At 63.0% G+C, this 25,781-nt stretch carries 22 protein-coding genes; 12 read left to right on the forward strand and 10 right to left on the reverse strand.

All coding sequences use genetic code 11. The annotated features are described in order from the left end of the window. Positions 1 to 71 precede the first annotated feature (71 nt). Entirely contained in the window at positions 72 to 3,938 is a 3,867-nt protein-coding gene (locus AB0O52_RS13945) for a hydantoinase B/oxoprolinase family protein (protein WP_364538473.1), read from the reverse strand. Positions 3,939 to 4,391: 453 nt separating this feature from the next. On the opposite strand from AB0O52_RS13945, the gene AB0O52_RS13950 reads away from it, so the two are divergent. Together AB0O52_RS13950 and AB0O52_RS13955 are read left to right on the forward strand one after the other, a co-directional pair. Then, the gene (locus AB0O52_RS13950; RefSeq protein ID WP_364538475.1) at positions 4,392 to 5,165 is read left to right on the forward strand and encodes an N-carbamoylsarcosine amidohydrolase; all 774 of its coding nucleotides are present in this window, start codon (positions 4,392 to 4,394) and stop codon (positions 5,163 to 5,165) included. A gap of 486 nt (positions 5,166 to 5,651) precedes the next feature. Then, the gene (locus AB0O52_RS13955) at positions 5,652 to 6,464 is read left to right on the forward strand and encodes an IclR family transcriptional regulator (RefSeq protein ID WP_364538477.1); all 813 of its coding nucleotides are present in this window, start codon (positions 5,652 to 5,654) and stop codon (positions 6,462 to 6,464) included. Positions 6,465 to 6,625: 161 nt separating this feature from the next. Here AB0O52_RS13955 and AB0O52_RS13960 read toward each other — a convergent pair whose 3' ends face one another. Further along, on the reverse strand, positions 6,626 to 7,429 hold the full coding sequence (locus tag AB0O52_RS13960; RefSeq protein WP_364538601.1) for an IclR family transcriptional regulator: 804 nt from the start codon (positions 7,427 to 7,429) through the stop codon (positions 6,626 to 6,628). Positions 7,430 to 8,647: 1,218 nt separating this feature from the next. Here AB0O52_RS13960 and AB0O52_RS13965 point away from each other — a divergent pair. The 4 genes from AB0O52_RS13965 (at position 8,648) to AB0O52_RS13980 (ending at position 11,287) form a co-directional block, all read left to right on the forward strand. Continuing rightward, positions 8,648 to 9,127 (forward strand): hypothetical protein, encoded by a 480-nt coding sequence (locus AB0O52_RS13965; RefSeq protein WP_364538478.1) that lies wholly within the window; start codon positions 8,648 to 8,650, stop codon positions 9,125 to 9,127. 429 nt (positions 9,128 to 9,556) lie between these two features. Continuing rightward, the gene (locus tag AB0O52_RS13970) at positions 9,557 to 9,847 is read left to right on the forward strand and encodes an antibiotic biosynthesis monooxygenase (RefSeq protein WP_364538480.1); all 291 of its coding nucleotides are present in this window, start codon (positions 9,557 to 9,559) and stop codon (positions 9,845 to 9,847) included. A 36-nt stretch (positions 9,848 to 9,883) separates the two neighbouring features. Next, on the forward strand, positions 9,884 to 10,360 hold the full coding sequence (locus AB0O52_RS13975) for a MepB family protein (protein WP_364538482.1): 477 nt from the start codon (positions 9,884 to 9,886) through the stop codon (positions 10,358 to 10,360). A gap of 261 nt (positions 10,361 to 10,621) precedes the next feature. Then, positions 10,622 to 11,287: a hypothetical protein gene (locus tag AB0O52_RS13980; RefSeq protein WP_364538484.1), complete on the forward strand. Its 666-nt coding sequence runs from the start codon at positions 10,622 to 10,624 to the stop codon at positions 11,285 to 11,287. A gap of 235 nt (positions 11,288 to 11,522) precedes the next feature. On the opposite strand, the gene AB0O52_RS13985 is transcribed toward AB0O52_RS13980, so the two are convergent. Beyond that, entirely contained in the window at positions 11,523 to 12,275 is a 753-nt protein-coding gene (locus AB0O52_RS13985) for a GAF and ANTAR domain-containing protein (RefSeq protein ID WP_364538486.1), read from the reverse strand. A gap of 122 nt (positions 12,276 to 12,397) precedes the next feature. Here AB0O52_RS13985 and AB0O52_RS13990 point away from each other — a divergent pair, with 122 nt between their 5' ends. After that, positions 12,398 to 12,763, forward strand: a complete 366-nt coding sequence (locus AB0O52_RS13990) for a TfoX/Sxy family protein (RefSeq protein WP_364538488.1) — start codon at positions 12,398 to 12,400, stop codon at positions 12,761 to 12,763. A gap of 53 nt (positions 12,764 to 12,816) precedes the next feature. On the opposite strand, the gene AB0O52_RS13995 is transcribed toward AB0O52_RS13990, so the two are convergent. Both AB0O52_RS13995 and AB0O52_RS14000 read right to left on the reverse strand, forming a co-directional pair. Beyond that, entirely contained in the window at positions 12,817 to 13,803 is a 987-nt protein-coding gene (locus tag AB0O52_RS13995; protein ID WP_364538490.1) for an NAD(P)-dependent oxidoreductase, read from the reverse strand. Next, entirely contained in the window at positions 13,800 to 14,756 is a 957-nt protein-coding gene (locus tag AB0O52_RS14000) for a helix-turn-helix transcriptional regulator (protein WP_364538492.1), read from the reverse strand. The genes AB0O52_RS13995 and AB0O52_RS14000 overlap by 4 nt, the downstream gene beginning before the upstream one ends. 193 nt (positions 14,757 to 14,949) lie before the next feature. Here AB0O52_RS14000 and AB0O52_RS14005 point away from each other — a divergent pair, with 193 nt between their 5' ends. Beyond that, positions 14,950 to 16,227, forward strand: a complete 1,278-nt coding sequence (locus tag AB0O52_RS14005) for an MFS transporter (protein WP_364538494.1) — start codon at positions 14,950 to 14,952, stop codon at positions 16,225 to 16,227. 12 nt (positions 16,228 to 16,239) lie between these two features. Here the strand turns inward: AB0O52_RS14005 and AB0O52_RS14010 are convergent, their stop codons facing one another. Further along, positions 16,240 to 16,428: a hypothetical protein gene (locus tag AB0O52_RS14010; RefSeq protein WP_364538496.1), complete on the reverse strand. Its 189-nt coding sequence runs from the start codon at positions 16,426 to 16,428 to the stop codon at positions 16,240 to 16,242. Positions 16,429 to 17,493: 1,065 nt separating this feature from the next. On the opposite strand from AB0O52_RS14010, the gene AB0O52_RS14015 reads away from it, so the two are divergent. Then, positions 17,494 to 18,465 (forward strand): hypothetical protein, encoded by a 972-nt coding sequence (locus AB0O52_RS14015; RefSeq protein ID WP_364538498.1) that lies wholly within the window; start codon positions 17,494 to 17,496, stop codon positions 18,463 to 18,465. 678 nt (positions 18,466 to 19,143) lie between these two features. Next, a complete protein-coding gene (locus AB0O52_RS14020) occupies positions 19,144 to 19,374 on the forward strand; it encodes a hypothetical protein (protein WP_364538500.1) in 231 nt (76 codons plus the stop codon). Positions 19,375 to 19,601: 227 nt separating this feature from the next. On the opposite strand, the gene AB0O52_RS14025 is transcribed toward AB0O52_RS14020, so the two are convergent. Further along, entirely contained in the window at positions 19,602 to 20,345 is a 744-nt protein-coding gene (locus tag AB0O52_RS14025; RefSeq protein ID WP_364538502.1) for an ABC transporter permease, read from the reverse strand. 3 nt (positions 20,346 to 20,348) lie between these two features. Next, a complete protein-coding gene (locus AB0O52_RS14030; RefSeq protein WP_364538504.1) occupies positions 20,349 to 21,056 on the reverse strand; it encodes an ABC transporter ATP-binding protein in 708 nt (235 codons plus the stop codon). Positions 21,057 to 21,554: 498 nt separating this feature from the next. Between AB0O52_RS14030 and AB0O52_RS14035 the strand changes: the two genes are divergently transcribed. Together AB0O52_RS14035 and AB0O52_RS14040 are read left to right on the forward strand one after the other, a co-directional pair. Further along, positions 21,555 to 21,959, forward strand: a complete 405-nt coding sequence (locus tag AB0O52_RS14035; RefSeq protein ID WP_364538506.1) for a hypothetical protein — start codon at positions 21,555 to 21,557, stop codon at positions 21,957 to 21,959. A gap of 475 nt (positions 21,960 to 22,434) precedes the next feature. Then, entirely contained in the window at positions 22,435 to 23,217 is a 783-nt protein-coding gene (locus AB0O52_RS14040; protein WP_364538508.1) for a GntR family transcriptional regulator, read from the forward strand. Between the two features lie 36 nt (positions 23,218 to 23,253). Here AB0O52_RS14040 and AB0O52_RS14045 read toward each other — a convergent pair whose 3' ends face one another. Both AB0O52_RS14045 and AB0O52_RS14050 read right to left on the reverse strand, forming a co-directional pair. After that, a complete protein-coding gene (locus tag AB0O52_RS14045; protein ID WP_364538510.1) occupies positions 23,254 to 24,255 on the reverse strand; it encodes a nucleoside hydrolase in 1,002 nt (333 codons plus the stop codon). Positions 24,256 to 24,282: 27 nt separating this feature from the next. Beyond that, positions 24,283 to 25,713, reverse strand: coding sequence for an MFS transporter (locus AB0O52_RS14050; protein ID WP_364538512.1), 1,431 nt, complete (start codon positions 25,711 to 25,713; stop codon positions 24,283 to 24,285). Positions 25,714 to 25,781: the final 68 nt, after the last annotated feature.

A 25,781-nucleotide genomic window follows, 5' to 3' on the forward strand; every position in this document is an offset into this window, starting at 1 on the left:
AAACGAAGGGGCGGGCTGGAGGCCTAGGTCGTTGACCGGCCCCCAGACCGCCCCCTCACTGCTGTTCCAGTTCAGCTTGTGGGGCTGAGCTCGGAGACCAGGACGTCGCGGCGTTCGGCCGTGGCTTTCAGGTCGACGGTGAGCTGGCCGTTGACCTCCTTGAGGACCACGCCGTAGTCCCTGGCGGCCGCTTCGACGGTCGTGAAGCCATCCAGCACGTCCTCGAGGACCTTCAGCGGGTCCCGCCGGTGCGGGTCACCGAAACCGCCGCCGCTGGGCACGGTGATCTGGAGGGAGTCCCCCGCCAGCAGCTGGCGGCCGGTGACCTTGGAAGGCCAGGACTCCTCGCCCGCCCGGCCGGGGTTCTTCACGAGCGAGCCGTTAAGGCCTTCATGGCCTCCAAATGCGCCCCACGGCACGTCCGACTCGTGGCGTTCACCCTCGCAGGTGATCGCGGTGTCGGTCAGGAACGTGTTTTCCCGGATGATACCGATCCCGCCGCGGAACTCGCCGGCCGCGGCCGGTTCGGAACGCAGTTCGTAGCGGTCGGTGCGCATCGGGAACCGCCACTCGAGCTCCTCGATGGGGTTGTTGCGGGTGTTGGCGATGAGGTTGTCCACGGAGTCCGGACCGTCGCTGGTGGCGCGGCCGCCGTAGGAGCCCTCATTGACCTCGAGGTAGACCCAGTACTCGCCCTGTTTCTCGTCCCATCCTGAGTAGGAGATGAAGTGGATGTGGGCGGAGTTGCCGGCGGTGACACGTTCGGGGATGACGGGGGCGAGGGCCCGCAGGGCCAGGTCGACGGCGCGCTGCACCTGGGAGAACCGCGAGAAGGTCGCTGCCGGGTACTTCGGGTTGAAGATGGTGCCCTCCGGGGCGATCACCTTCAGCGGCTTGAGCATGCCCTCGTTCTGGGGCACGAAAACCGGGAAGGCGACCTCGTCCAGGAACATCATGCGGGTGATGAACGTGAACGCCGAGACCGTCGTGCCCTCGAACGCGCAGTTGTAGGCGGTGGGCACCTGTTCACTCGAGCCGCTGAGGTCGTAGGTGATCTCGTCACCTTCGACGATCACCTTCACGACGATCGGCAGCTTCTTGCCGTAGTTGCGGCCGTCATCGTCCAGGTAGCCGACCTCGGTCTCGTAGACGCCGTCCGGGATCTTGGCGATTTCCTGGCGCAGCATCCGCTCCGAGTAGTCGATCCAGCTCTGGCCGGCTTCGCGAACCGCGCCGAAGCCGTAGCGCTCGATCAGGGCGGTATATCGGGTCTTGGCCAGCTCGCAGGCCGCGATCATCGCCTGGAAGTCGCCCTCGTTGGAGGTAGGCGTGCGGGTGTTGTTGAGGATGTGCCGGATCAGCGATTCCTGCCGGACGCCCTTCTCGGAAATCTTCACCGCCCGGAAGATGGTGCCTTCGGACTGGATGTCCTGGATGTCCACCATCAGCCCGGAGTACGCACCGCCGTTGTCGATCAGCTGGCCCGAAGCGCCGGCGAAGCCGACGAGTTCTCCGTCGTGGAAGATCGGTTCGATGATCGCCACATCTGGAGAGTGCGTGGCGCCCAGGTAAGGATCGTTGTGCAGGATGACGTCCCCGTCGTGGATGTCATCGCCGAGGACCGAGATCACGCCCTTGACGATCTTGGGCATGGAGCCCATAAACATGGGCGTGGAGTCGGACTCGGCCAGCACGTTGCCGTCCCTGTCGAACAGCCCTGCGCCGAGGTCCTCGGACTCGCGGATGATTGAGGAGTAGGCCATGCGGAACAGCACCGATGCCATTTCCTTGGCCGCCGAGTTCAGGGCGCCGCCGATCACGCGCATCAGGATCGGGGTGGCCAGTTTCTCGGCGCTCTGGGCGGCAGCCGGGCAGTCGATGACGAGGTTGCCGGCCGAGTCCACCGCTCCGGAGAACCCCGGAGGAATAACCGTGGTGGAGTCGTACTGCTCGATGATGGCGGGACCGGCGAAGGTAATTCCCACGCCCATCCGGTCGCGGTCATAGAAGGCGGTGTCCAGGGTGACCGGCTTGCCATCCTGTTCGAAGGTCACCGGGCGGGTTTCCACCAAGGCGTCTTCGAGCGAACCGGACTTCGTTGCTTCCGGCGTGGGCAGATCATCCATCACGGCACTGGCCTCCACCCGGATGTTGATGACCTCCACGGTGCCGTTCTTGAAGCGGTGGCCGTACTCCTCGAAGTGCGCGTCGTGGAAGGCTGCCTCGGCCTTTTCCAGCCAGGCCTGGTTGACCGGCCCTGCGGGGGCGGTGAACCGGATCTCGTATCCCTGGCCCTCGTAGCGCGCGTCGGCGAGCCATTCGAGCTTGCGGCGTTCGGCTGGTACGTCCTCGGCATCGAGCTGGGCGTTGGCCTCGCGCTCCAGCTGTTCATAGGAGCCCTGGATGGCGACGGGGTCGGCGTGGGCGAACGTGAACCGCCGGGTCGCGACGAACTCGTACTTCTCGTCGGTGGCCAGCAGGCCGGTCGCGGCCATGATGCCGGGGTGGGCCGGGATCAGCACCTTCGGGACCTCCAGCTCCGCGGCGATCTCACAGGCAAACAGTGCGCCGGCACCGCCGGCGGCGACGAGCGTGAAGTCGCGCGGGTCGTAGCCGCGGCGTACGGAGTTCTGCTCTATCGCCTGCGTCATGCCGAATTTCTGGATCTGCAGGGCGCCGAGGGCGGCCTCGTCCACCGACATGTTGAGCTTTTCCGCGAGGCCTTCCATGGCCTTTCTGGCGCCACCGAGATCCAGATCCATCCCTGAGCCTGCCAGGACGCGGTCAGGACGCATGCGGCCCAGCAACATCTGGGCGTCAGTCGACGTCGGCTCCGTCCCGCCGCGGCCGTAGCAGACCGGGCCCGGGACGGCGCCGGCGGACTGAGGACCGACGCGGAAGACCCCGCCGGCGTCGACGTAGGCGATGGAGCCGCCGCCGGCGCCGATGGTGTCGATGTCCACCATGGGGACCATGGCCTGGTGATCACCGATCTTGGTGTCCAGCAGGTGACGCATGCGGAGTTCACCCTGGTAGGCCACACCGATGTCCGCCGAGGTACCGCCGATGTCCAGGGTGACGACGTTATCGAAGCCGGACTGGCGACCGGCCCACATGCCCCCGATCAGGCCGCCGACCGGTCCGGACATCATCAGTGTGACGGGCCGCTTGGCAGCCTCCTTGATCGGAACCATACCGCCGGAGGACTGCATCAGCAGGATCTCCCGCTTGTAACCCAGACCTTCGGCCTGCTCCTGCAGACGGTACAGATAACGCGAGACCCGGGGACCGACATAGGCATTGAGCGCCGTGGTCGAGAACCGCTCATACTCCCGGTACAGGGGCACGATCTCGCTGGACAGGGACAGGTAAGCCTCGGGGAACTCCTCCGCAACGATCTCCCCGATCCGCTGCTCGTGGGCAGGGTTCAGGTAGGAGTGCAGCAGGCACACGGCAATGGCCTCGACGCCGGCCGCTTTCAGCTCGCGCACGCGCTCACGGACCTCGTCCGCTTCCAGGGGAACCAGGACGTCGCCGTTCGGGGCGGTGATCCGCTCCTTGACCGTGAGCCGATGACGGCGCTTGATCAGGGGCTTGGTCTGCCAGGGCAGATCCTGCTGGAGGGAGAAGTTGTACGGCTTCTTGTGACGGGCGATGTGCAGGATGTCCCGGAAACCCTCGGTAGTGATCATCCCGACCTCCGCACCGGTGTGCGTCAAAGCGGTGTTCGTAGCCACCGTGGTCCCGTGCACCAGCTGGTCGATCTCCGCAAGCGAGACCCCGGCCTTCGCGCAGAGCTTTATGATGCCGCTGATCACCGCCTCGGACGGGTCGTGCGGGGTTGACGGAACCTTTTCCACAACGGCAATGCGCTGGGCGTCGTCCGAAAAATACAAGTCGGTAAAGGTGCCGCCGACGTCTACTCCGATGCGCTTCATACTGGGGTCCTTTCGGAAGTGAGGCTCAGGACTGCGTTGAAGGGGAAAGCCTGCGTCGGCCTCTCGGCCATTAGACCAGCCCCGGGCTGGAGTCCTCTGGGGTTAGACCGCAAATCAATGTGCCATGGGTCACAAGTTGCTTAGTAAGCAATCTAGTTCCCCTGAGAGCAACATGCAATGCTTCACGACTCTTTTTTTGAGTCGCCCCCTCTGCCTACAGGCCGGATGCTGCGAGTGGTCAAAGGCTGACCCTTTTGATAAACCGCCATGCTCGAGAGTTCACGCTTTTTGGAAGATGTCAGCATTGGGTCACTTGGGCAGCGCGGGACCGGAAGCGAATTCCGGCAAATCTCAGAAGGGGGTTGTGCGTTGCACAAACAGCAACTACCGTGATGGCACAGCAACAAAATTGCGGACAGGAAAAGCCTGGTCCCCAAGAGAGTGGAGACAGCCATGACAACAGAGACGTTCAACGACATCGAAGCCCGTCTTGCAGCAGTGCTGCAGGAGGCGTTTGAAGCCGGCACGGACATCTACAACGAGCGGGGCTTCAAGCGTCGGATCGGCTACGGCAACCGGCCCGCCGTCATCCACATCGACCTTGCGAACGCTTGGACCCGTCCGGGCCACCCCTTCAGCTGCCCGGGCATGGAGACCATCATCCCGAACGTCCAGCGGATCAACGAGGCCGCGCGCGCCAAGAATGTCCCGGTCTTCTACACCACGAACGTCTATCGCAACCGCGACGCCACCTCCGGGACGAACGACATGGGTCTGTGGTACTCGAAGATCCCCACGGAGACCCTTCCGGCGGATTCCTACTGGGCGCAGATCGACGACCGCATTGCGCCCGCGGAGGGCGAGGTCGTGATCGAGAAGAATCGCGCCTCGGCGTTCCCGGGGACGAACCTCGAGCTCTTCCTGACCTCCAACCGCATCGACACCCTGATCGTGACCGGCGCCACCGCGGCCGGGTGCGTGCGCCACACCGTCGAGGACGCGATCGCGAAGGGCTTCCGCCCGATCGTCCCCCGGGAGACCATAGGCGACCGCGTCCCGGGCGTCGTGCAGTGGAACCTCTACGACATCGACAACAAGTTCGGTGACGTGGAGTCCACGGATTCGGTGGTGGAGTACCTGAACCGCCTCCCGCAGTTCGAGGACACGGTCCCGAAGACCCTCTCGGATCCCCAGCCCGAGGTAGCGACCCCCGCGGATCCGGCCTGAGCCGCACCACACTCTCGGAGTTCCGCGGCTCGGCATCCCCAGGCCCCCGACCAGACGACGGCCGGCACCCCTCAGCGGGTGCAGGCTGTCGTCTGGACGGGCTGGGCTGCGATGATGAGCGCGTTTCTGGAACACGGCAGTCGCCAAGGATCCCACTATTTGCCGATCCACCCAATGACGTGAGAAGCCGATTCGAGACCAGATCGTCCATCAGAGGGGCTCCGCCGCCGTAGACCTCGAGCCGCTTGAGAACGTCATCCAGTACCTCATCAACCCACCCAACTTCACTCGGCGAAACCCAGTCAACACCCCCTAGCCTAAGCGGATCCACACACCACGGCTCGGTCCCGGATCTTCTGGGACCCGCTGGCCCGCCGTGCCGGGCCCGCAGCGGCCGGCGTCGCGGCCTCCGGCCAGAGGTGGAACGGGCACACCGTTCGATGACTGGCACGGGCGACTGCACAAGTGCCTGGAGAGGGAGAATTCATGCTGGACCCACAAACCACCACTGACAAACCGCAAGGGGCGGCAGCATCGCTGCTCAACGGCCTTACGGTCCTAGAAGCCTTCTCCGTCGCAAAGCGTTCCCTCCTGGGCGTCACGGAGATCGCCGAGCTCGTCGGTCTGCACAAGAGCACGGTCTCCCGGATGCTCACCGGTCTGGATGAAGCCGGATACGTCCAGCGCGACGACGATACCGGACGATACCGCCTCGGGATCGGAATGATCGGCCTGGCCGGACCGCTGCTCGCCGAGCTCGGAGTCCGCCGTGTCGCCCTGCCCCATCTCGAAGAGCTCACCGAAGCCACCGGCGAGACGGCCGCGATCGCCGTCTGGAACGGCACCAACGCGATCGTCGTGGAACAGACAGCCAGCCCCCACCAGGTCAAGCACAGCGCGGCGATCGGCACGTGCTACAACAAGTTCGCCAGCTCCTCAGTCCGCGTGTTCCTAGCCGAACTGCCGCCCCAGGAAACCGACCGCCTACTGACCGGCCGGACGGTACTACGGGACGGCTACCGAGGACTCGAGGACCCGGCACACGAACAACTCGCCCGCGTACGCGAACAGGGCTTCGCCGTCAACGACGGCGAAACCACGTACGAGGAATACGGCGTCTCCGCACCCGTGCGGGACTACCGGGGCGCAATCGTCGGCTGCATCACAGCAAGCGCGCCCCGGGCCCGGGTGCAGCACCGGCAGAGTCAGTCGATCCTGCGCGAAGCCGTGCTCCAGGCCGCTGAGCGCGTATCGACACGGCTGGGCAACCGGCCGGGCGAAACAGCTCCAATGCGCTGACCGCCATTACGGCTCCGCGGGGAAGCAAACCTCCGCTGTTGCGTCCAGCAGCCAGGGCCCGGTGAAGTCCGCGTACTCGTCCGCATCCGCCAAAGTCCTTCCGGATTACGCGGCCGGATAGGCGGCCAAGACGGACTCTCAGGCTTGATCGCTCCCGTAGCTCAGCTCGCGGCCGACCAGCCCAGGCGAACGGATACTTCCGAGGCCGACTGTCGTACGGCTTGAACCAGAGCGTCCCCGGCGGCGTGCTTGTGCACGCGGGAACGGGGAGCAGCTGCAGTGATGCACCCAACCACCTTGCCCCGGTAATCCCGGACCGGAGCGGATACACCAAACTCCTCCTCGGCGGTCGAACCGTCGTTAACGGCGTATGCCTGACGGGCGACTTCCTGCAGGTGGGTCGTGTGATCCAACGGCAAACCGTCTCCTACTGTGCGTAGTATCCGCCCGGATTCGATCAGTTCTGTCGCGAGCGCCGGCGCCAGCTCGGCCAAGAAGACCCGCACCGAGGAACTCTCGAATTTGTTATAACGGGTTCCGATGGTGGCAGTGTGTTTGACCTGATACGGGCTGGCAACCTGCTCCACGACGATGGCCTCGTGACCATTCCAGACCGAGATTGCGCTGGTCTCTTGGGTGCTTTCGGTCAACCGCTCCAAATACGGAACCGCAGCACGGCGGACATCCAGGTCCGCCAGCAAAGGGCCGGACAACGCAAGGAGGCCCAGTCCGAGCCGATAACGTCCCGTCTCCTCATCCCGCTGGACATATCCTGCTTCTGCCAGACCGCCAAGAATGCGTGACACCGTGCTCTTGTGGAGGCCAACGCGCTGAGCAACCTCAGTCACACCAAGAACCGGATTTTGAACGGAAAAGGCCTCCAGTACGGCAAGACCATTCAACAGCGACGCCGCAGCTCCTTGTACCTGCCCGTTGTCCTGCCTCGGCCTGCCTGCCATCTGCATCCTCCCGCGCGGCGTGACCATCCCGCCACTCTTTGGCCATCATATGCCGTATTCCGGGAGGTTGCGGCCGGTACTGCACCGCCCGCGTCGTGGCCCACGAGTAGGGGTCGTCTTTCGATTGTCCTGGCCCGCGCCCGGGATCCGTCTGGCCGAGAAAATCGGTGATCTTGGGCTCTGCGAGAAACCGCGCCCACGAGAAGCCTCTGCGACCGACGGTGGGGGCAGTTGAGGGCGCTTTAAACGGACCCTTATGAGCCAAACCCTCAGCCGGAAAGCGGACGTGGTGCAACGTATGGAATCTAGCGTTCCCGGTCAGGAATCGACACTGGATATCGTCATCAAGCTCGGCCGCCGGTAGTAGCTTCGCGGGCCAAAGCGAGTTGGTCGGAGACCGCGTATCCGTGGTGCGGTGCGGCCGCTGTGCTCAACCAGACGGCACCTGTACCGGCCTGAACCGCACCGGACCACCGCAATCGGGGCCATCAGGATGCTCCCCGGTCGGCTCTGTTTCTATCGGCAGCACGCGCGCAACACGGACACCCGAAGAGTCCACCGCATCCACATAGACAGAGGTGACACTGACGGGCGGCATCAGATAAGGCGCAGACTGTGGCACGAGCCACATGCCGTCCGGGTTCCTGGTTACCGGGGCCAGAGTGCAGCCCTCCCCGAAGCATGCCGAAACCGACGTTGGCTCGCGTGTAAATACCAGCTCCGCATCGCCTGTGTAGGCGTGCCCAACCGCGGGGCAGACAGTGCTGACACCGCCACGGATAAACACACCCAGGGCCAGGACAACGCCCAGCACCCCAAGAACGATCAGAAGTAGTCCCCGGAGCTTCATTCCGCGAGCCTAACCCGCGAACCCGGATCCGGACAGCAATCCCCAAGGTCTCCGGCGTACGCTGCCAAGTCTGGCTGCACTAAGGGTTGGCTCATAGCGTCCACCTGGCATGCACGTTGAGGGATCCCTTACCGGGCACCCATTCGGCCTTCCGCTCCATTCGGTTGGATTGTTCCTACGGGTAGCGAGCACTCTAGCCAGGAAGCTAACTGATTGTTTGCCGTGGCAATCAGCATTTTCACTGTGACGCGTGATCCGGTGCGCGAGAGGACAAAGCCAGAGTGGTTCGATTATGGCCGCGGTGGTAACCTCCCGGACCTGTCAAGTCGCGAGGATTTGGAGGTCACGAACGGATGCCGTGCCTATTATGATCATTGGTCCGCAAAACAGGCATTCGCGCCGTCGCGTTCTGGGAGTCGGCCGCGATGGCGAGCGATAAGGAACAGTCCGAGCTGATCGCCCGGGGCCTTGAGCAGCTTCGAGTCTCGCGGCTGCGCTGGGTGATCCTTGTCGGGGCTTGTGTGGCTGCGGCGGTTCTTTTCGGGATGGCCGGCGCTGTGCTGTGGCGCTGGTGGCCATGCCGGGCATCGATGGTGCCGGCGATGCTCATCCCCGTACTGTTTGTGCTTTTGGCTGTCTTCTCGCTCAACGCCCCGGAAAGAGTCAGAAAGCGTTTGTGGGTCCGTCGTGCGGTCTTGATTGTCCCGCCTCTGCTGGGCGGCCTCCTCGTGGGGTGGGCATTTAATGACTTCATCGGTTCCGGCGGGCTTTACGGCGGGCTGGGCGTCGGTGTAGCCAGTGTCCTTCTCAACATCTTGAACGGATGGCCGCGCAGATCGAACGCCGCCCCATGAGGATCCCTCAGCGTGCGCTGCTTGTTGCTGGAGTAGTGACTGGCTGAGACCATGGCTCATGGAAAACCCGTCAGGGAACCGCGAATGGGTCCGTCGGCTGCTGGGCTTGGACCCCCCTGAGCTTCTCCGCCCGGCGGCAGTGCGCCGTCGCCCGCTTGACCCTGTTGGTTCGATCGCCGGGAACGGGTCGAAATGGACACGAGCGACGGTGACACCTACAACGGGGCGCCGGCATCGCATCGCGGCTCCTCGTACCCAAGTCCCGATCGGGCATCACAATCCGCAACTCCGTATTGAACGCGCTCCCCTTTCGCAACAAGGGACAAACCCCAGATTCGCGGCGATAAGTGGCGGACTTTTCGCAGCGCTCGATCTCACCCGGTGACCGTTAGCCGATCCTCAACCGGACGACCGTGAGAAGCTGAGGGAATGATTCTGGAGCACGCGATCCTCCCCGTCCGTCCCGGCAGCGAGTCCGATTTCGAAGAGGCATTCCGGATGGCGCGACCTCTGATCAGCCGGCAGAAGGGCTTCCGGAGTCTGTCGATTTCACGCTCGATCGAGTCCCCAAACCTGTACCTTCTACTCGTCGAGTGGGATTCGGTTGAAGCCCATTCCGACGGTTTCCGTGGGTCCGCCGACTACGGGCGGTGGAAGGAACTGCTGCACCATTTCTACGACCCATTCCCGGTGGTTGAGCACTTCACAACGGTGCCGTAGCCAGTCCCTCAGCCCGCACGTGGATACAGTTTGAGAGTGAATTTCCACGCGTTCCAGCGTTTCTTCGATCTTGCGCCTGCTCTTTCAGATGCACTGCCTGACATTGAGGTTGAGGAACAGAACAGCGACTACGAATCCGGGGTCGCCCGCATCGGGAACGAGCAATGGCGAATCCGCACCGCCAGGATCACACCGACGAAACCCGGCGCCTTCGTCGCGGTCTGGAAGCGCGGCGAAGGCGGGTCGACCCGGCCCTTCACGGTTGACGAGTCGATGTCTGGACTGCTCGTCTTCGTAGAGGAGCAGGAACGGTTCGGGGTCTTCCAGTTCACCAAGGCCCACCTGATTACGCTCGGATACGTCAGCTCCGACCTTCATCCCGGCAAACGCGGTTTCCGCGTCTATCCCGAATGGTGCACCGACCTGAATCCTCAAGCGTCACGCACTCAGCGAGCGCAGGAGGCTGCGTTCGTCGAGCTTGCTCCGAGTAACTCGTCCCCGGATCGTAACTGACCTTCCGGTCATTCGGAGACAGCTGTCAGCAAGACAGCATCGCCCCTAACGTGCACGAGGGGCTGCCTGCCGACGTCCGCCGTCGAGTGCGAGGCGGTCCCCTCATCGGATGCAGCTCTCCGACCCCATAGGGCGGACCTGGCCTTTCGAACCGACGCGCGGCGAGATCGATGGAACCCAACGTGAGATATAGGCTTCAGGTGGCTCATCGAGTCCTTGGAGAACGATCACGACATGTAGGCGCAGACGACAGGGGCGGGCATGGGCGGGAATTCAATAGCCACCGAATGGAGCGAGCTCAGCCTGGCGCAGGCGTGGAACGCCGCACGACGCTATGCCGCGTTGGGAGACCGGAGCCGTGTTCAGAGGGCCAGCACTGTGGTTTCCGCCACCGTCTCACTTACGCTGGCTTCCCTCGCCGGCATGGTTGTCGGCCGCGGTCCGGTCACGGCAACAGCAGGGACGGAGCGCGAGTACCGCGGGTTGGCAGTGTTCAGGACTCTCCTCGCGGTAGCCATCGTCATCGCGCTCGGAACCCTCGTGTCCACGGCCGTTCCCGCCGCAAACAGCTTCGGGGTGACGGTGGCCCTCGAGTTGATGATCATCGGCTCGACGGCGGCCATCTTGCCGTCCCGAAGGTTCCACCGCTCGCGTGGCCTCAGGCTGAATGGGCCGAGCTGGAAAAGAAGCCATGGTGTGAGGCAGCTGTGGATCGTTACCTCCCTGGTCCACGACCCGGAAGCCACCGTCGACGAGCTCGAAGCCTCGTTGCGGACCCTAGTACCGGATCTCAGCCCCGGTTGGGCATCCATAGTGTTTACGACCACAGATGTACAGGTACAGGCATTGCAGGGCCTCGGGTTCAGCCGTGCCAGCGAGAATTCCGGGCTGACGTACCGCACGGTCACAGCGGCCCAGCAGGTCTAGCTCGCCGACGCCAGGACGATCAACCGCACGCGAGCAGTTCAGCGCCCACCGGACAACATTGATCTGAGTTCTTCTGCAAGGGACGCGATTGCCTGACGCGGGTCCCGCTTGGATCTTCTGACCTGAAGGTCGAGGGCTGCCCGCCTGACGCTGGTCGCGGGTGAGTCTTCTGACCTGCAGGTCGAGGACTGCACGGCTACCAAGCGCCCCCACGCCCATGCCCATGCGCCCGTTCCTACTCGTCGAAGTGGGTTTCGATGCTGCTGCCGGAGAGCTGTTCGATCAGTTCGGCGGCTACGTCCCGTAGTTTGCGGTTGCGGTTGCTGGAGACCTTTGTGAGGATTTCCATCGCTTCTGCCTGGGAGCATCTGTTTTGCGCCATGATGACACCGCAGGCCACGTCAATTGCGGTCCTGCTTTGCATGGCTGACTCCAGGTCCTTCGCCCGATTGTGGGCGGAGTCGATGCGCACAGACAGGTGGAGTATGTCGCGTGCGGCAGCAGCAAATCCCACGGCCTGCTTGAAGACATCCTGGGTGAACACGCCTGGCTTTGAGGCGAAAAAGTTCAGTGCGGCACTGGCCTCGTCACTGATTTCCATGGGAATCCCCAAGGAGCTGTGGACGCCCATCTCGGCGAATTTTTTGGTGAGGTCCGGCCAACGCGCATCGGTCGAACCGTCGTCGATGATCACGGGGGACATCTCCCGAAGTGCCTTGATGCAGGGGCCGTCACCGATGGCCTGCTCAAGCCGGTCAAGCTCCACGGCGCGTTCACTGCTGCCGGCTGCAGTAAGGGGCCGACGCCTGACCTTGACGGTGACTGCGCATTCGATCTCATCGCCGGAAGCTTCAGAAATTGAGGCCGCGGCCAGCTTGGAGAGCCCGGTAAGGAATTCCGATCCGTTCTCTGCACGCACCAGGACAGATTGAAGGTCCAAAATGCCTTGAACCTGGTCTGCAGGTTCGTTTTCCAGTGAACTCGACATTGGCCCATCCTACTGCCCTCGTTTGACAAGGTGAACGGTGCCCGGACGCTGGCAGCCAGCATCCCGCCGTCGTATGCTTCAGGCAGTCCCAGGCTTTCGATCCCCTACCCCGGAGCAGTCACATGCAGATACCCAAACCGTCCGACGCCGACAAAGACCGCTTCCGCGCGGTGGTGCCGGAGAACCCCGATGTGGTCGTCAAGCCGATGTTCGGCAACCTGGGTGCCTTCGTGAACGGGAACATGTTCGCCGGGCTGTTCGGCCCGATGATCGGCGTGAGGCTTTCCGACGCCGACAAAGCGGCGCTGGAGGCCGAGCACCAAACGCTTCCGTTCGGCCCGGAAGGCCGTGCCATGGGTGGCTATGTCGGACTGCCCGAATCCTGGAGCGGCGACGACGAGCAAACGGCGGAATGGGTCGAGAAGGCCTTCGAATACGTCGCAACTCTTCCTCCGAAAGCCGCGAAGCCGCGTTCGTCGAAGAAGTAATGCTCACGTCCGGCGACCGTCAGGCGCATCCGGCACCGGCTACGCAAAAATGATCAACTCGCCAGGACGCTCAGCGGAGTCGCGACGCGGAGCTGCCCGCGTTCGATCAACCAGGTGATGGATTCCAGCACAGCTTCTTCGGGCTCGTACCGGGGAGCGTAGCCCAGCAGCGACTTGGCCTTCTCGATCGTGAAGCAATGGCTGCGGTAGAGGTGGCCCCAGCTCGACTCGGCGTACTCCGGTGTGGTCGATTCGCGGAAGTGCTCCCACGTGACCGTCTCCACCGTCGCGGACTGGCCGAACCAGCCGGCGGCGATGTCGGCGTATCCGCGGACGGTCAGCGCAGTCGGGGCGACGATATTGAAGTCCTCACCGGCTGCCGCGTCGCGGTTCTGGATCGCTTTCTCGAACGCTTGGGCGACGTCGTCCGCGTGCACGTGGTGCATCAGTTCGGAGCCGCTTCCGGGGACTTGCAGCGGCTGGCCGGCAGAGAGGGTGTACCAGACGGCGGGGTCGAGGTTCCCGAGCGGACCGATCGGGTGCCAGCCGGGCCCGACGATATGGCCAGGGTGCACGGACGTGGTGACCAGCCCGCCGTCGTCGGTCTCCTCTTTCAGCATCCGCGCGATCCGGTCCTTCTGGATGCCGTACTCGCCGAACGGGGCTGCCGCCGATCCGGAACCCTCGGCGATCGGCAGCTTGAGGCTCTGGCCGTACCGCCACACCGAGCCGCAGTGCAGCAGGTGCCCGGCGTCTCCGCGGAGCCGGTTGACGAGCAAGCTCGCCGATTCGAGCGTGAAACAGACCAGATCAACGACGACGTCGGCCTGCAGTGCCGCGACCTTGTCACCGAACGTGCCGTCCCGGTCTTCTTGCTGCCGGTCGGCGATGACCTGGCGCACCTGCTGCCACTCGGGCGCGTCGCCGTAGCTTTGGTGGGTGCCACGGCTGATGTTGATGACCTCATGACCGGCGCGCACCAGCCGGGGGACGAGGAAGGATCCGATGTGACCGCTGCCGCCGATGACGATGACCTTCATTGCTCTCCAGTGCTTGGCGATGATTTAGCTGTGAATGTTTGGTTCGGGCTAAGTGTTTGGTTCTGGGCGGGATGAGCCGACGACGGCGGCGCGAACCTTTGCGCGGCGAGCTGGTCGTTGGTGGCGGCCCAGCTGGCGAGGAGTGCGAACTTCTCCGCGGATTCGCTACCCTCCTCGACGCTATAGATTCCGATCCATAGCCCCTTCTCCCCCGGCATCTCAAATACGTCGTAGGTAACGTCAACAACCCCCACTACCGGATGCTTGAACAGCTTCCGGCCGGTGCGGTGCTCGTGCACGTCTCGCTCGGCCCAGTTCGAACGGAACTCCGGGCTGCGGGTGGAGAGCTCCCCGATCAGGGCAGTCAGCTCGGCATTCAGCGGATCGCGTCCTGCTTCCATGCGCAGCATTGCTGCTGTCATCCGCCTGGCCAGCGGCCAGTCCACGTAATAGTCTTTCGCCCGGGGGTCCAGGAAGATAAACCTCGCGAGGTTGGGACTGTCGGACTCGAACTGCGGCGAGTACAGCGCCCGTCCCATGAGGTTCGAGGCGACGAGGTCATGTTGACGGTTCCACACCACGGCCGGAACGCTCATGCTGTCTAATACCCGTTGCACCGATTCGCGCACTACCGGCTTCTTCTGCATTGTCCGGGCGGCGGCGGTCGGCGCAGTGGCGGTCCGGGCGAGTCCGTGGAGGTATTCCCGTTCGAGCTCGTTGAGTTGCAGGGCATTGGCGAGGGCGTTCAGTACATGCTCTGACGCTCCGCGGAGGTTCCCCCGCTCAAGGCGGGTGTAGTAATCGAGGCTAACCCCTGCAAGCATGGCCACTTCTGAGCGTCGGAGGCCGGGTACGCGGCGTTGCCCGCCGAAGGTCTGCAGATCGGTCTGGGACGGCGTGATGTTGGCGCGCCGGGACATCAGAAACGCCCGCACTTCATCTTTCGAACTCATACCTTCCACGGTAGGGGTTGGACCGGCAACAGTGGGAGGCCCTGCCAGGGCCCCTTTTGAGCCCGGGTGAGGGGTTCTAAGGGGGCCTCTCAATGTGCGGTTGGATACCGATACCGTGAATTCGACCCCTCCCCCATCCCCGGCACGCCTCAGGTGTTGCCTTCGGCGTTCCCCAAGAAAGTGGGCCTCAAGCATGTCATCAACGGATCTCAAAGCGGCCGGGTTGAAAAGCGCCGTGCGTTCACGCGGCGGACTTCCTCCTGTGGTGTTCGTTCTCACCGCCGGAACATTCCTGATGCAGACAACCGAGTTCTTCATCGCCGGTCTGCTGCCCGAACTCGCCAGCGACCTCCGGGTCAGTGTTCCCCACGCGGGCCTCCTCATCACCATCTTCGCCGTCGGGATGATCATCGGATCGCCGGCGATGATCATGCTGACCCTGCGCCTCCAGCGTCGGCTCACCCTGATGCTCTCGCTCCTGCTGTTCGCGGTCGGTCATGTCCTGGTCGCCGTCAGTCCGAGCTTCGAGGTCATCTTCGCGGCCCGTTTTGTCACAGCCTGTGCCACTGGCGCCTTCTGGTCCGTCGCCGTCGTGGTGGCGACCCGAGCGGCAGGTCCCGCGGCCGGATCGCGCGCGCTCGGCGTCGTCATGGGTGGAGGAAGCCTGGCGACAGTGGTTGGCGTCCCGCTCGGGGCGTTCGCGGGCCAGATCGCCGGCTGGCGGGCTCCTTTCTGGGCCTTGGCCATCCTCGCGGCCGCTGCCGCGGTGTTTATCGTCCGCTTCGTCCCGCACGAAAAGCCTGCCGGGGCGACGCCGTCCCTGCGTTCGGAGTTCGCGGCGCTCCGGTCCGGTCGATTGTGGCTGGCTCTGGCCTCCTGTGCCTTGATCATGGGAGGCGTCCTGGCAACGTACAGCTATATCGCGCCCCTGCTGACGGACCGTGCCGGCGTTCCGGCTGCGATGCTGCCGTGGGTGCTGTGCTGCTTCGGCGTGGGTGCGCTCCTCGGCAATTACACGGGAGGCAGGCTCGGAGACCACCGGCCGTACGCCACCACCATCACGGCTGCCGTCGCGGCCACGGTTTTCCTCCTCGCATTGTGCGTGTTTTCGGAGCAGGCCCTGCCTGTCGTCATCCTGATCACCCTGGCAGGCTTTGCCGGGTTCGTGGTGAATCCCGTGGCGTTCGCGCTTGCGGTCAAGTTCGCGGGGAAGGCCCCGACGCTTGCGTCCGCGCTGACCACAGCTTCGTTCAACTTCGGCATTGCCGCCGGCTCGTGGGCGGCAGGCCTTGCCCTCAGCTCCGCGGCAGGCGAAACCGGACCACCGGCAGTCGGAGCGGCGATCGCGTCTTTGACTATCGTTTCGCTCGGTGCGCTGGCCGCCGGCCAGCGCCGGGCATCGCGGGCGAGCGCGAACCCTGGCGAGGAGCCATCCGGGGAATCCCGGGAGTGCGTTGGCTTGTCGCTGTAAACCTGGAACCGTTCAGAGTGTGGATGTGTGGACCTCGATGAGGCCGCTCGCTGCAATTTCCCGGAGTTTGTAGATCCCACGGACTACGGCATCCTTGTCGTGGAAGGGGCCGGACACCGCGAGCTCCGTGCCGAACTCGTCAACCAGCCTGACCCGGCAGCTTCCTACGTTGTCGGTGAACACTTCAAAGTGTCCCGCCATCAGAGCGAACCTCCCCGATGGTGTGCGGAAAGACGTCGGGGCAGCCGGCGAACTCCGAGCCCCGGGCTATGGCTGAGTGGTAGATGTTTTTCCGGTTCGCGGCGCCGCTCCAGTTCGGCCGTCACGAGAGCCAGCAACGCCTGGGCGCATTCGGACAAGTGGTGGGTTGCGGCGGGATTGCCTAGTTCATCGCAGTGCAGAAGCACTTGGCGGATGCGTTCCAATTCGCGGGAAGGCACACGCGGCCATCTCCGAAACAGTTGTTGGACCGCACTTTGCCCGGAGAGGGAACCACCCGGACCATGAAGGTGGGTGTGTGTGGGTCGGATCGGCGACATGGCTGACTCCTCGGACGACGTCGGGAAAGCCAGCTGCTTGACTAAATCCAGCATATAGAAAGTGAGATGCATCACGTCAATAATTTCCGCTAGATGACGGATGTGGACTCACTCTGGAAGGAACCCGGACCCGGCTTCACAGGCACTGCGGGAGCCTGAGGAGAAGGCGGCGGGTTCGGTCTTCGGGGTTGAGGTGTACGACGGCGCGCGGCACCTGGGCGGTTGCGTTCACTTCCCGTGTGGTTCCGTCCCGCCACAACGACCGGGTGCGTGGCACGTAGACACACGTTGTCCCAAACACGTAGACGCCGCCTCGCCTCCACTGAATTTTGCGAATTTCACACGGAGATTCGCCCAAAACGCACGGAGATTCGACCGAACCCACACTGAGACGGGTTTTCGCGGGTTTATCTTTCTCTCAGGATGGGGCCGTCAGCAGCTCAACAACTGACCACTCTTTCCTAACCAAGATGTCGACCTGACCCTGGGGGGAATTATGAATTGGCACCAACTTAGCTGCGTCCTGCAAGAAAGGACAAAAGCACGTCGAGCAGTTGTGGCCGGTACAATCGCACTCGGGTTGTGCCTCAGCCAGCCCATATCGGCATCTGCAGCGCCACCCAATTTGGAAGACGCTAACCAGATCTTGGCCGAGACGTCGACCAGAATGCAGGTGACGTCGAACTTGGTCAACCCTGCGAATGATGGCGTTGTTACACCGCGAAATTTGCAGCCACCCGATACCGGTAAGAACGGATACGTCGCCAGCAAGGTCGAACTCTCAGCTTCGGGAACGGCTCAGGTTCTCGTCTCCTCGGGGAATGGCCAGGGGCGGCCGGACAGGAAGATCACTGCCGCGTTTGCTCATGGAAAAGCCAAAGTATCCGGAGACACTGCGGTGTATTCAACGTCTGGCGTGGACAGAAAGTTGTATGTGCGATCCGCGCCGAGCGGTGCCGAGGTGTTTGTTGCCCTCGGCAGTCCCAAGGCTGATCGGACAGCGGCCTTTGACTATGACCTTCCGCCCGGGTTTACTGTCTCGGACGCAATCCCTGGTTTCAAAAACTTCTACTCGGCTCAAGGCAACTATTTGGGTTCGGTGAAGCAGGGTAGCGCCAAGGACTCTGCGGGCAATACAGTCCCCACAACATTGGAAATTAGCGCTGCCACCGTAACGCAGAAGGTACAGCCCACAAGTGCGACCGCGTATCCGCTCGTGATGGCCGCCCCGTCGTGGACTTACAACTTAGAGTTCCCATTGGGTTACGGCAATAACGTGGAGCCGTTCAATCTCCTTCGAACGTGCTTCAACTGCTACTTCCCGATAAACGGGGCGACATCAACCTACCCCTATGTTGGGCAGGTCTTGGATCTGAAGATCCTCATAGCTGGGGCGATTCAGGTTCCCGCGCCGGTGAGGGTTGGATATGCGGGAAACTTCTATTTCCAATTCACAGCGATGGCAGGACACTTCGACGGCGAGGGATCGGTCATCAATTTCGCATCGATCCCCAAGCCCAACGGCGAGAGGGCCTTGAACGTCAACGCGGCCATCGTCATTGACCGCGGAGTACTCAACGCCGGGAACCAGTACGCCGCACGTGGGCAGTGGTATCAATTTGCCAGCAACATGTGCATGGGGCTTTGGAGGATGAATGCTTCAGCCTGCAACTGGCCTGCGCTCTACCCTCCCTACTAACTAATGAACTGTCGTTGGGGAGTCTAGCGAGACTCTCCAACGACAGTTTTCGTCCGGGGCCACGCCAGTCCACCAATAACGGCTGCTGCCCCCGCCGAAACAAGGTCCGTCCACCACGGCCACCTTGAATCCGCTGCCGAAGCCAAGGCCATAAGGATCAGCAAAGTCGAAAACCCGGCTATACAGGCGGCCGTGGCCTTTTCATGGTCACGCCGAATTCTGGTCAGGCGACACACCCAAAAGGTCAATACGGCAATGACACAACCCGAAACGGCACCCACCATCGCGCCGCCGAGCCCGCTGAGTATCGCCACTCCGGGGCCGCCGGGCCCGCTCAAGAGGAGAACAACCAGCACGTAAGCACATCCGAACCCTGCCCCGAAGAACAATCCCCTGGTTACTGATCTGTTCAACGTTTCCTCCATCGCTGGCGAGCGTTCCGAATGCCGCAAACACCCAAAGTCTATTGCCTCCACGATTCGGTTCCCGAAGCCGATGCCAGCAGTGGGACCCTGACCGTATCCGAGTGTCGAAGACTTCGGCCTGTAACTACGCGGCAGGTTTCCGTGGGCGGTGGGCTCACACGGCAGCTAAGCGCCCCGATTTCCGGGTCAGGTTTCTTCGCTGCCATCTACAATGGCAGAAATTGCAGGTAAACAGTGGCATAGGAGCCGCGAAATGATCACCGCAGAACAAGCCCGCCATGTGATGCGTCAAGGCTGGAGCGGCTTGCTGACGCTAGCAATAGCGCTCTTGGGTGTTGCCATGATTTTCATTAGCCACCTTCGCGAGCTGCTTGGACCGCTATGGACCGGATACCCGGTCATCGCGTTTGGGTACATCTTTCTTGGGGTCCCGGCGATTCACCGTCACCGCTCAGGAAAAGCCGGTCAAGGCCGCTCTCATTAGCGCTATCGACCGGCAAAGAGTCAAACCCGCTGTCGCCTGAGCGCCACCCACAGCCTGCTCTACGGCACGCCCCCTACTCCGATGAGCGCGGCCGCCCGAATGGCGACTCCCCGAGGAAGGAACCCGGATCGGGGACGCAGGAACTGCCGGAGTCTGATTCCGGGGAGTAGGCGGCGCGCTGCGTCGCCCGTGGTGAGGTGTACGACGGCGGCCGGCGCGGTTGCGGACTATCTTTCGTTTGAGATCCGGTCGGCAGCGCGAAGTAGGAAGAACGCCAGCAGCAGACCTGTGAGGCACCATGCGGCCGCGAATCCATAGCCGCGGGTAATTTCCAAGCCTTCGGCCCTGAGCCAAGCCACTTGATAAGTAAGCGGGTTGGCTGCCGATAGCCATTTGATGTAATGAGGTGCCGAGTCCAGAGGATAGAACAGTGGAGCCGCCAAGACCACGGGAAGTGATGTAAGCGTGATGACCAAATCACGTTTGGAGTATGACTGAATCCTGGCGCCAGCTGCGGCCCCGAATCCTACCCAACCCACAACAATCACAATGCCTAGCGCTACGAGTTGGAACAGTTGGTCCGCTTGCATGACGTCGGCTCCGAAAAGGACACTCGCAACTCCGGCAAGAGTTAGGACTTGGACCAGGAAAACAGAAACGGCAAATAGAACGAGACTTCCAAGGTAACCGGCAATGCCGCCGCCCTGCATGACGTAGATTGCAAATATTCCCCATTTCCTGTCATTCGCAACATCGCTCACTGTCGAGGTTCCCGCCCTGAATGCGACGACACATATCAGACCAATAAGCATGAAGGCCGGGTAACTTCCTGCCCTGGTAGCGACCGAGCCGCTGAGCCCGCCGCCAAGAAGGATAAGAAAGGCGATGGGTTCAATGAACCGACCTAAGTAAACCGAACGCCAGTTCCACATCGATAGGAAGTGGAATTTGGTCAGAACCAGACTGCGCATAGATCAGACTCCCGTCCGGGCCAGGTAGCCGTCCCAGAGATCTTCAGACAGGGGTGCGGCCCGCATGAATTCGTCAACGGGAAGGTCGGCTATGAGTTCTCCCTTATGCATAGCAACCACCCGGGTGCATCGTGTGGCGAATCTCGAGGTTTCATGCGTGCTGATAAGCGCCGCCGCGCCCTCCCCCATCCTGCATTCCAGATACGCGAAGACTTTCGAGATGCCGGTGGGATCGAGACCGGTAGTCGGCTCGTCCAAGATCATCAGCGGAGGATCTCCAGCCAGGGCTCTGGCTATTTGTGTTCGCCGAAGTTCCCCGCCGGAGAGTGTTTCCGCAGTTCTCTCCAAGTAGTCTGTAAGTCCCATGGCGGCCGCCAACTCCTCAATAGCTTCACGCCGCTTCGTGCGGGTGGACCGCTGGCGGAGTTCCAAACCGATGGAGATGTTCTGCCGAACCGTCAGTGACCAATCAACGATCTCTCGCTGTGGGCACCAGCCGATCTCATTCGAGGAGACGTGGAGTTCGATCTTGCCCTGATCCGGCCTGGTTAACCCACCCAGAATGTCGAACAGTGTGGATTTTCCGGCGCCGTTGTGACCGACGACTGCGATAATCTCGCCTCGCGAAATTTTGATCGAGGCATTGTTGACGGCCTTGGCGGTCCCGCCAGGGTATTGCTTTGAAATGCCTCGCGCTTCGATAAGGATCATTTTCGCGCCTCAACCTCTATCCGGTCTGCTAGTTTATCGGGACTTATGGAGTCAGCGCACACAATGTGTATGGCTTCTGGGGGAAGCAACGAAGCCGTTCGCGACGGTTCACTTCCGGTGAACCAGCCCAAGGGCGGTGTCGGTGCGATTCGCACCGACAACTCGGAGTCAGATCGGCTGAGGACTACGACGCGGTCCACGGCGCCTCCTCAACATTGGCCGCTCCGAGAACTTGCTCAGGTTGAATCAAAGCCACCAGCCCTGTGTCTGGAGACACGGTAAGTCTGTAGTCAAGGGTGTGCAGAGACCAAGCGCACCAATGATGATGGGGGCTGTTCGGTTACTCATTTCGTCCCCACTTCCGTATTACCAATTGCACCGGTACCTGATGAAGTCGACCGGCTCGGTCACAACTCGGCGCCAACGTCGATCATCCCGATCGCTGGCTTCATTGCCTTCCTCCTCGGCCCGCTTGCCATCATCTTCGGTGTCATTGGGTTGACCCGTAAGTTCTCCAAGAAGGGAACCTCTGCTGCCGGACTTATCCTGGGCGTTCTGTCCGTGATCGTCGCGATCGTCGTCACCGCCATCATCGGCGCTGCGGCTCAGAGCGTCAGCGACTCGGTGAACAAGGAACACAAGATCGAATACATCGTCACCGTCACCGGTCCGGCTCACGTCTCCTATTGGACCGACGGAGACACTTCCAACGAAGACATTACGGCCGACTGGAAGAAGGACGTGACCGCCAAGGGCTTTAACCTGAGCTCTTTGACCGTCACGGGTGATTACAAGAGCCCGACCAACGTCACATGCGAAATCTTGGTCGACGGGAAGAGCGTGTCAAAGAACAGCGGCTCTGGAACGACTGCCATGGCTTCTTGCACCGGCAGCAGCAAGTAGCGGCTGTTTGCTCGTATGATCCAGTGCCCTAGTCCCTGCGGCTAGGGCACTGGATCCCGCCCAGCGCACTGACTCAAAAACGCCGACCGATCGCCAAAGACTTTTTTCTCTCGGGGAATGTTCAATCAGGTTCCTTTGTGGGCCCGCATTGTGGTGCCGTAACGCTTGTCGCCGGTCTAATCGTCGGGGGCAGCACTCGGTTCCGCCGCGCGGCCAGCCGTCAGTTGAGCTTCCAATCCTTTGGACGGACTCCAAGGCATGCGCTGGATTCTCCGCGGCAGATCTCGAAACGAGAAACGACGTCCTGTTCTCGTAGCCGCCGTTACATCGGAAATTCGGCCGGGAGCGGGTTTCCGGCGCCGCGTCCGGCGCCGCGCTTCTTCCGTGCCCTTGGCTTGCAAGTGCCACTTGTCCAACAAGCCCGTATCACTTGCTACGCTGAGAATCCCCGAACAATACGCAAGCGAGGCATAACGTGCACGACGACGCCGTCCGGTTCCTGTCCCAGCCGGTAGAGGTCCAGCCTGGCTCGCCGCTCCGCGTTGTCGTTTACTCGCGGATCGCCGAAGCCATCCGCAACAACCTCCTGCACCCCGGCTCCATGCTCCCGACTGAAACCGAGCTCGGCACGGACATGAAGGTCAGCCGCACTGTGGTCCGCGAAGCACTGATGCTCCTCGAGGAAGATGGCCTCATCAGAGCCCGCCGCGGCGTCGGCCGGTTCGTCGCCGACACTCTCCCCCGCATCGGCATCGAACGCATCCGCCCATTCGAGGAAGTCCTCGGCGGCCCCGGCAAACACGTCGAAATCAAGCGCACCCAGGTAGTGAAGCAACCCGCGTCCGAGTTCGCAGCTCCCGGCGTCGGGATCAACCCAGGCGACGACTGCTGGCTCTGGGAGTCCGTCCTGATCCGGGACGGCGAGCCCATCGCCCAGCTCCAAGAAAACATCTCCGCCCTCCCGGTCAGCTTCGCCGGCGGTGCCGCCGCGCCTTTGGAAATAGACGACGACGGCGGCACCACCTTGCTTGCCGCGCTCAACAAAGCGGCGGGCAACAGGTTGGGGCCGGGTGAGTGCCAAATCGGGCTCAGCCAGGTCGGCCCGAGCCGCGCTAAATTGCTCGACCTGCGAGCCTCGGACCCGGTTCTGGTTTTGACACAGTACGTCCGGCACGCGAACCGGCCGTTCTACTTGGCCAAGTGCCTCATCGCAGACCGCGCGGGTCACCTCTCGGTGATGCAAACACTGCAGTCCTAAGCCGCGTCCAGCCCAGTTCGCGCCGGGCCAACTGACTCAGTTGGGCCGGCTCAGCAAGACTGGGGTCGCGGGGATGGCCTCGGAGACTCCAAACGCAAGCAGCGTATCCACCAGGTGCGGAGCGAAGTCGTCCTCGAGCGATAGGACCACACGGCAGCGGGCGCCGAGCTGCTCCGGGTAGTCCATGTACAGGCCCCGCAGCTCGCAGATGGTCTGTCCGCGGCCCGGCCCGGACGTGGTGTCGACCTCGACATGCACCACCGGCGCAACCGCAGCAGAAACGGCGCCCACCGCGAGCGCCGCGGCGAGGGGGTCGTGCATCGCGGAACATGCGCGGCCGTAGATGCCCTCGTAGAATCGGAAGTAGTAGCCGAGCATCTCGCCCAGCGCCCGCGGAACGGGCAAAGAAGAGGCGAGCAGCTCCTGCCGGTGGCTCTCCTCGAGCACGTTAGCCATGGTCACGTCGAGCGGCACGAGGGTCACGTTCCAGTCCGCGGACAGCACAAGAGCGGCGGCTTCGGGGTCGTTGGCGATGTTGGCCTCGGCCACCCGCGTGATGTTTCCGGGGGCCAGGGCCGCCCCGCCCATGATGGTGATTTCCTCCACCAGCCCCGGCAGCTCGGGGTCCAGCCGCAGGGCCTCGGCGATGTTGGTCAGCGGGCCGATGGCAAGGACACGCAGCGTGCCCGGGTACTCGTGGGCGAGCCGGACCAGCATCTCCGGCGCGGTTTCGGACGCAAGGTGGGCCTCCGCCGTCGTAAGCGTTACCTCTCCGATCCCGTTGCTGCCGTGCACGTGCGGCGCTCCTCCGCCGAACGAGCCGGAAAGGGGGTCGTGCGCGCCGAGGGCCACCGGGATGTGTGCGTGCCCGGCGAGCTCGAGCAGGTCCAGGGTGTTGCGGGCGCCGACGGCGGCGCTGACGTTGCCGCTGACGGCGCCGATCCCTAGCACGTCCGCCTGCGGGGAGGCAAGGAGGTAAGCGAGGGCGAGGGCGTCGTCGATTCCGGTATCGCAGTCGAGGTAGAACGGGCTGGTCATGTTGTTTCTCGATTCAGTTAAAAGGGATTAGAGGGTTTCGCCCTTGGGGGCAGCGACGAAGAGGCTGACGATGAACGCGACGGCGGTGATCGCCACCGAGATCCAGAGGGCGGTGGCATAGCCAACAGACGTGGCTTGGGCGGCGAACGGCGCAACGAGCACGACGCCGAGGCTCGCCCCGATGCCGAATGACGCACCGTTGATGCCGGGCAGCGCAGCCGGTGCCTCCTTGGGCGAGAGCAGGACAGAGAGTCCGTTGATCGCGGTCAGGAAGAGACCGTTGTAGAAGATGCCGAGCGACGCGACGGCGATCAGCACCGCCACCTGGTTGCTGGAGAACGTGGCGGCGACGATAGCGCTTGCGAGGCTGAGTGCGGTGCCGGCGCGAAGTGTTTTGATCCAGCCGCGGCGATCGGCCAGCCAACCGGCGAGCGGGGCGGCGAAGACGCCGATGAGCGCGGCCGGGGTGAGGAACAGCAGGGCGGAGAGCGAGGCGCTGAGCCCGAAGCCGGCGTGCATGTCCTGGCTCAGCAGCACCACGGTGAAGTTGATGATGGCGAAGATGCCGGCGAGGGTGAGGACCGTCGTCGCGATGACGGGCCAGACCTGGCGGGAACGCAGGTGGTGGACGGCGATGAGCGGGTTGCGGCGGCGCTTCTCGATCATCCAGAAGGCGACGAAGGACGCGATGGTGCCGGCCAGCAGGCCCAGGGTGCTCGGCGCGGTCCAACCGGCGGCCGAGCCGTCGGACACAAAGTAGGTGATGAACACCAAGAACACCGAGAGCGAGCCCGCTCCCCACCAGTCCATGGCGCCGCGGATGCCCTGCGGCCTTCCCTTGGGAACGGTCTTGAGGATGCAGGCCGCGGCGATGGCGGTAAGAATCAGGACGACGACGAAGATGGAGCGGAAGCCGAGGGTCTCGGACATCAGACCGCCGAAGTAGCCGTCGACGCCGCCGATCCCGCCGTTGATGGCGGCGATGATGCCCACGGAGGTGCCGAAGACGCGGGCATTCAGGTCTTCGCTGAGCACGATGTAGGCGAGGGCGAAGACCGCGCTGGACACGCCCTGCAGGAACCGGCCGGCGATGAGGATCGGCAGGGTGGGCGCTGCGATGCAGAGGATGGTGCCGGCGCCCATGATGGCCAGCACCAGCAGGAGGGCGAAACGGCGTCCGATGAAGTCGCTCCACCTGCCGATCACGGGTCCGGCGATGGCACCGGCGAGGAAGAACATGGACTGCACCGGAGCTGCGCTGTCCGCCGACAGGCCGAAGCTTGCGGCGATGTGCGGCAGCGCCGGGGTGACCATGCTGGCGTTGAGCTGGAAGGACAGCACGCCGAGCAGCAGGGCGGAAATAAGCATGGCCGCTCGGCGACCGCCGAGCTTGCTCGTGTCAGTTTCGAGTACGACGGCGGATGGCGGCGAAGTGGTAACGGTGGCTGGGGTGTTCACAACAAACTCCTTTGTCTGCAGGCGGGTCTGCCATTGGGATGTGAGTTGTTATACAACCATGTATGACA

The sequence above is a fragment of the Arthrobacter sp. NPDC080073 genome (genome assembly GCF_040686575.1).
Lineage (GTDB): Bacteria > Actinomycetota > Actinomycetes > Actinomycetales > Micrococcaceae > Arthrobacter.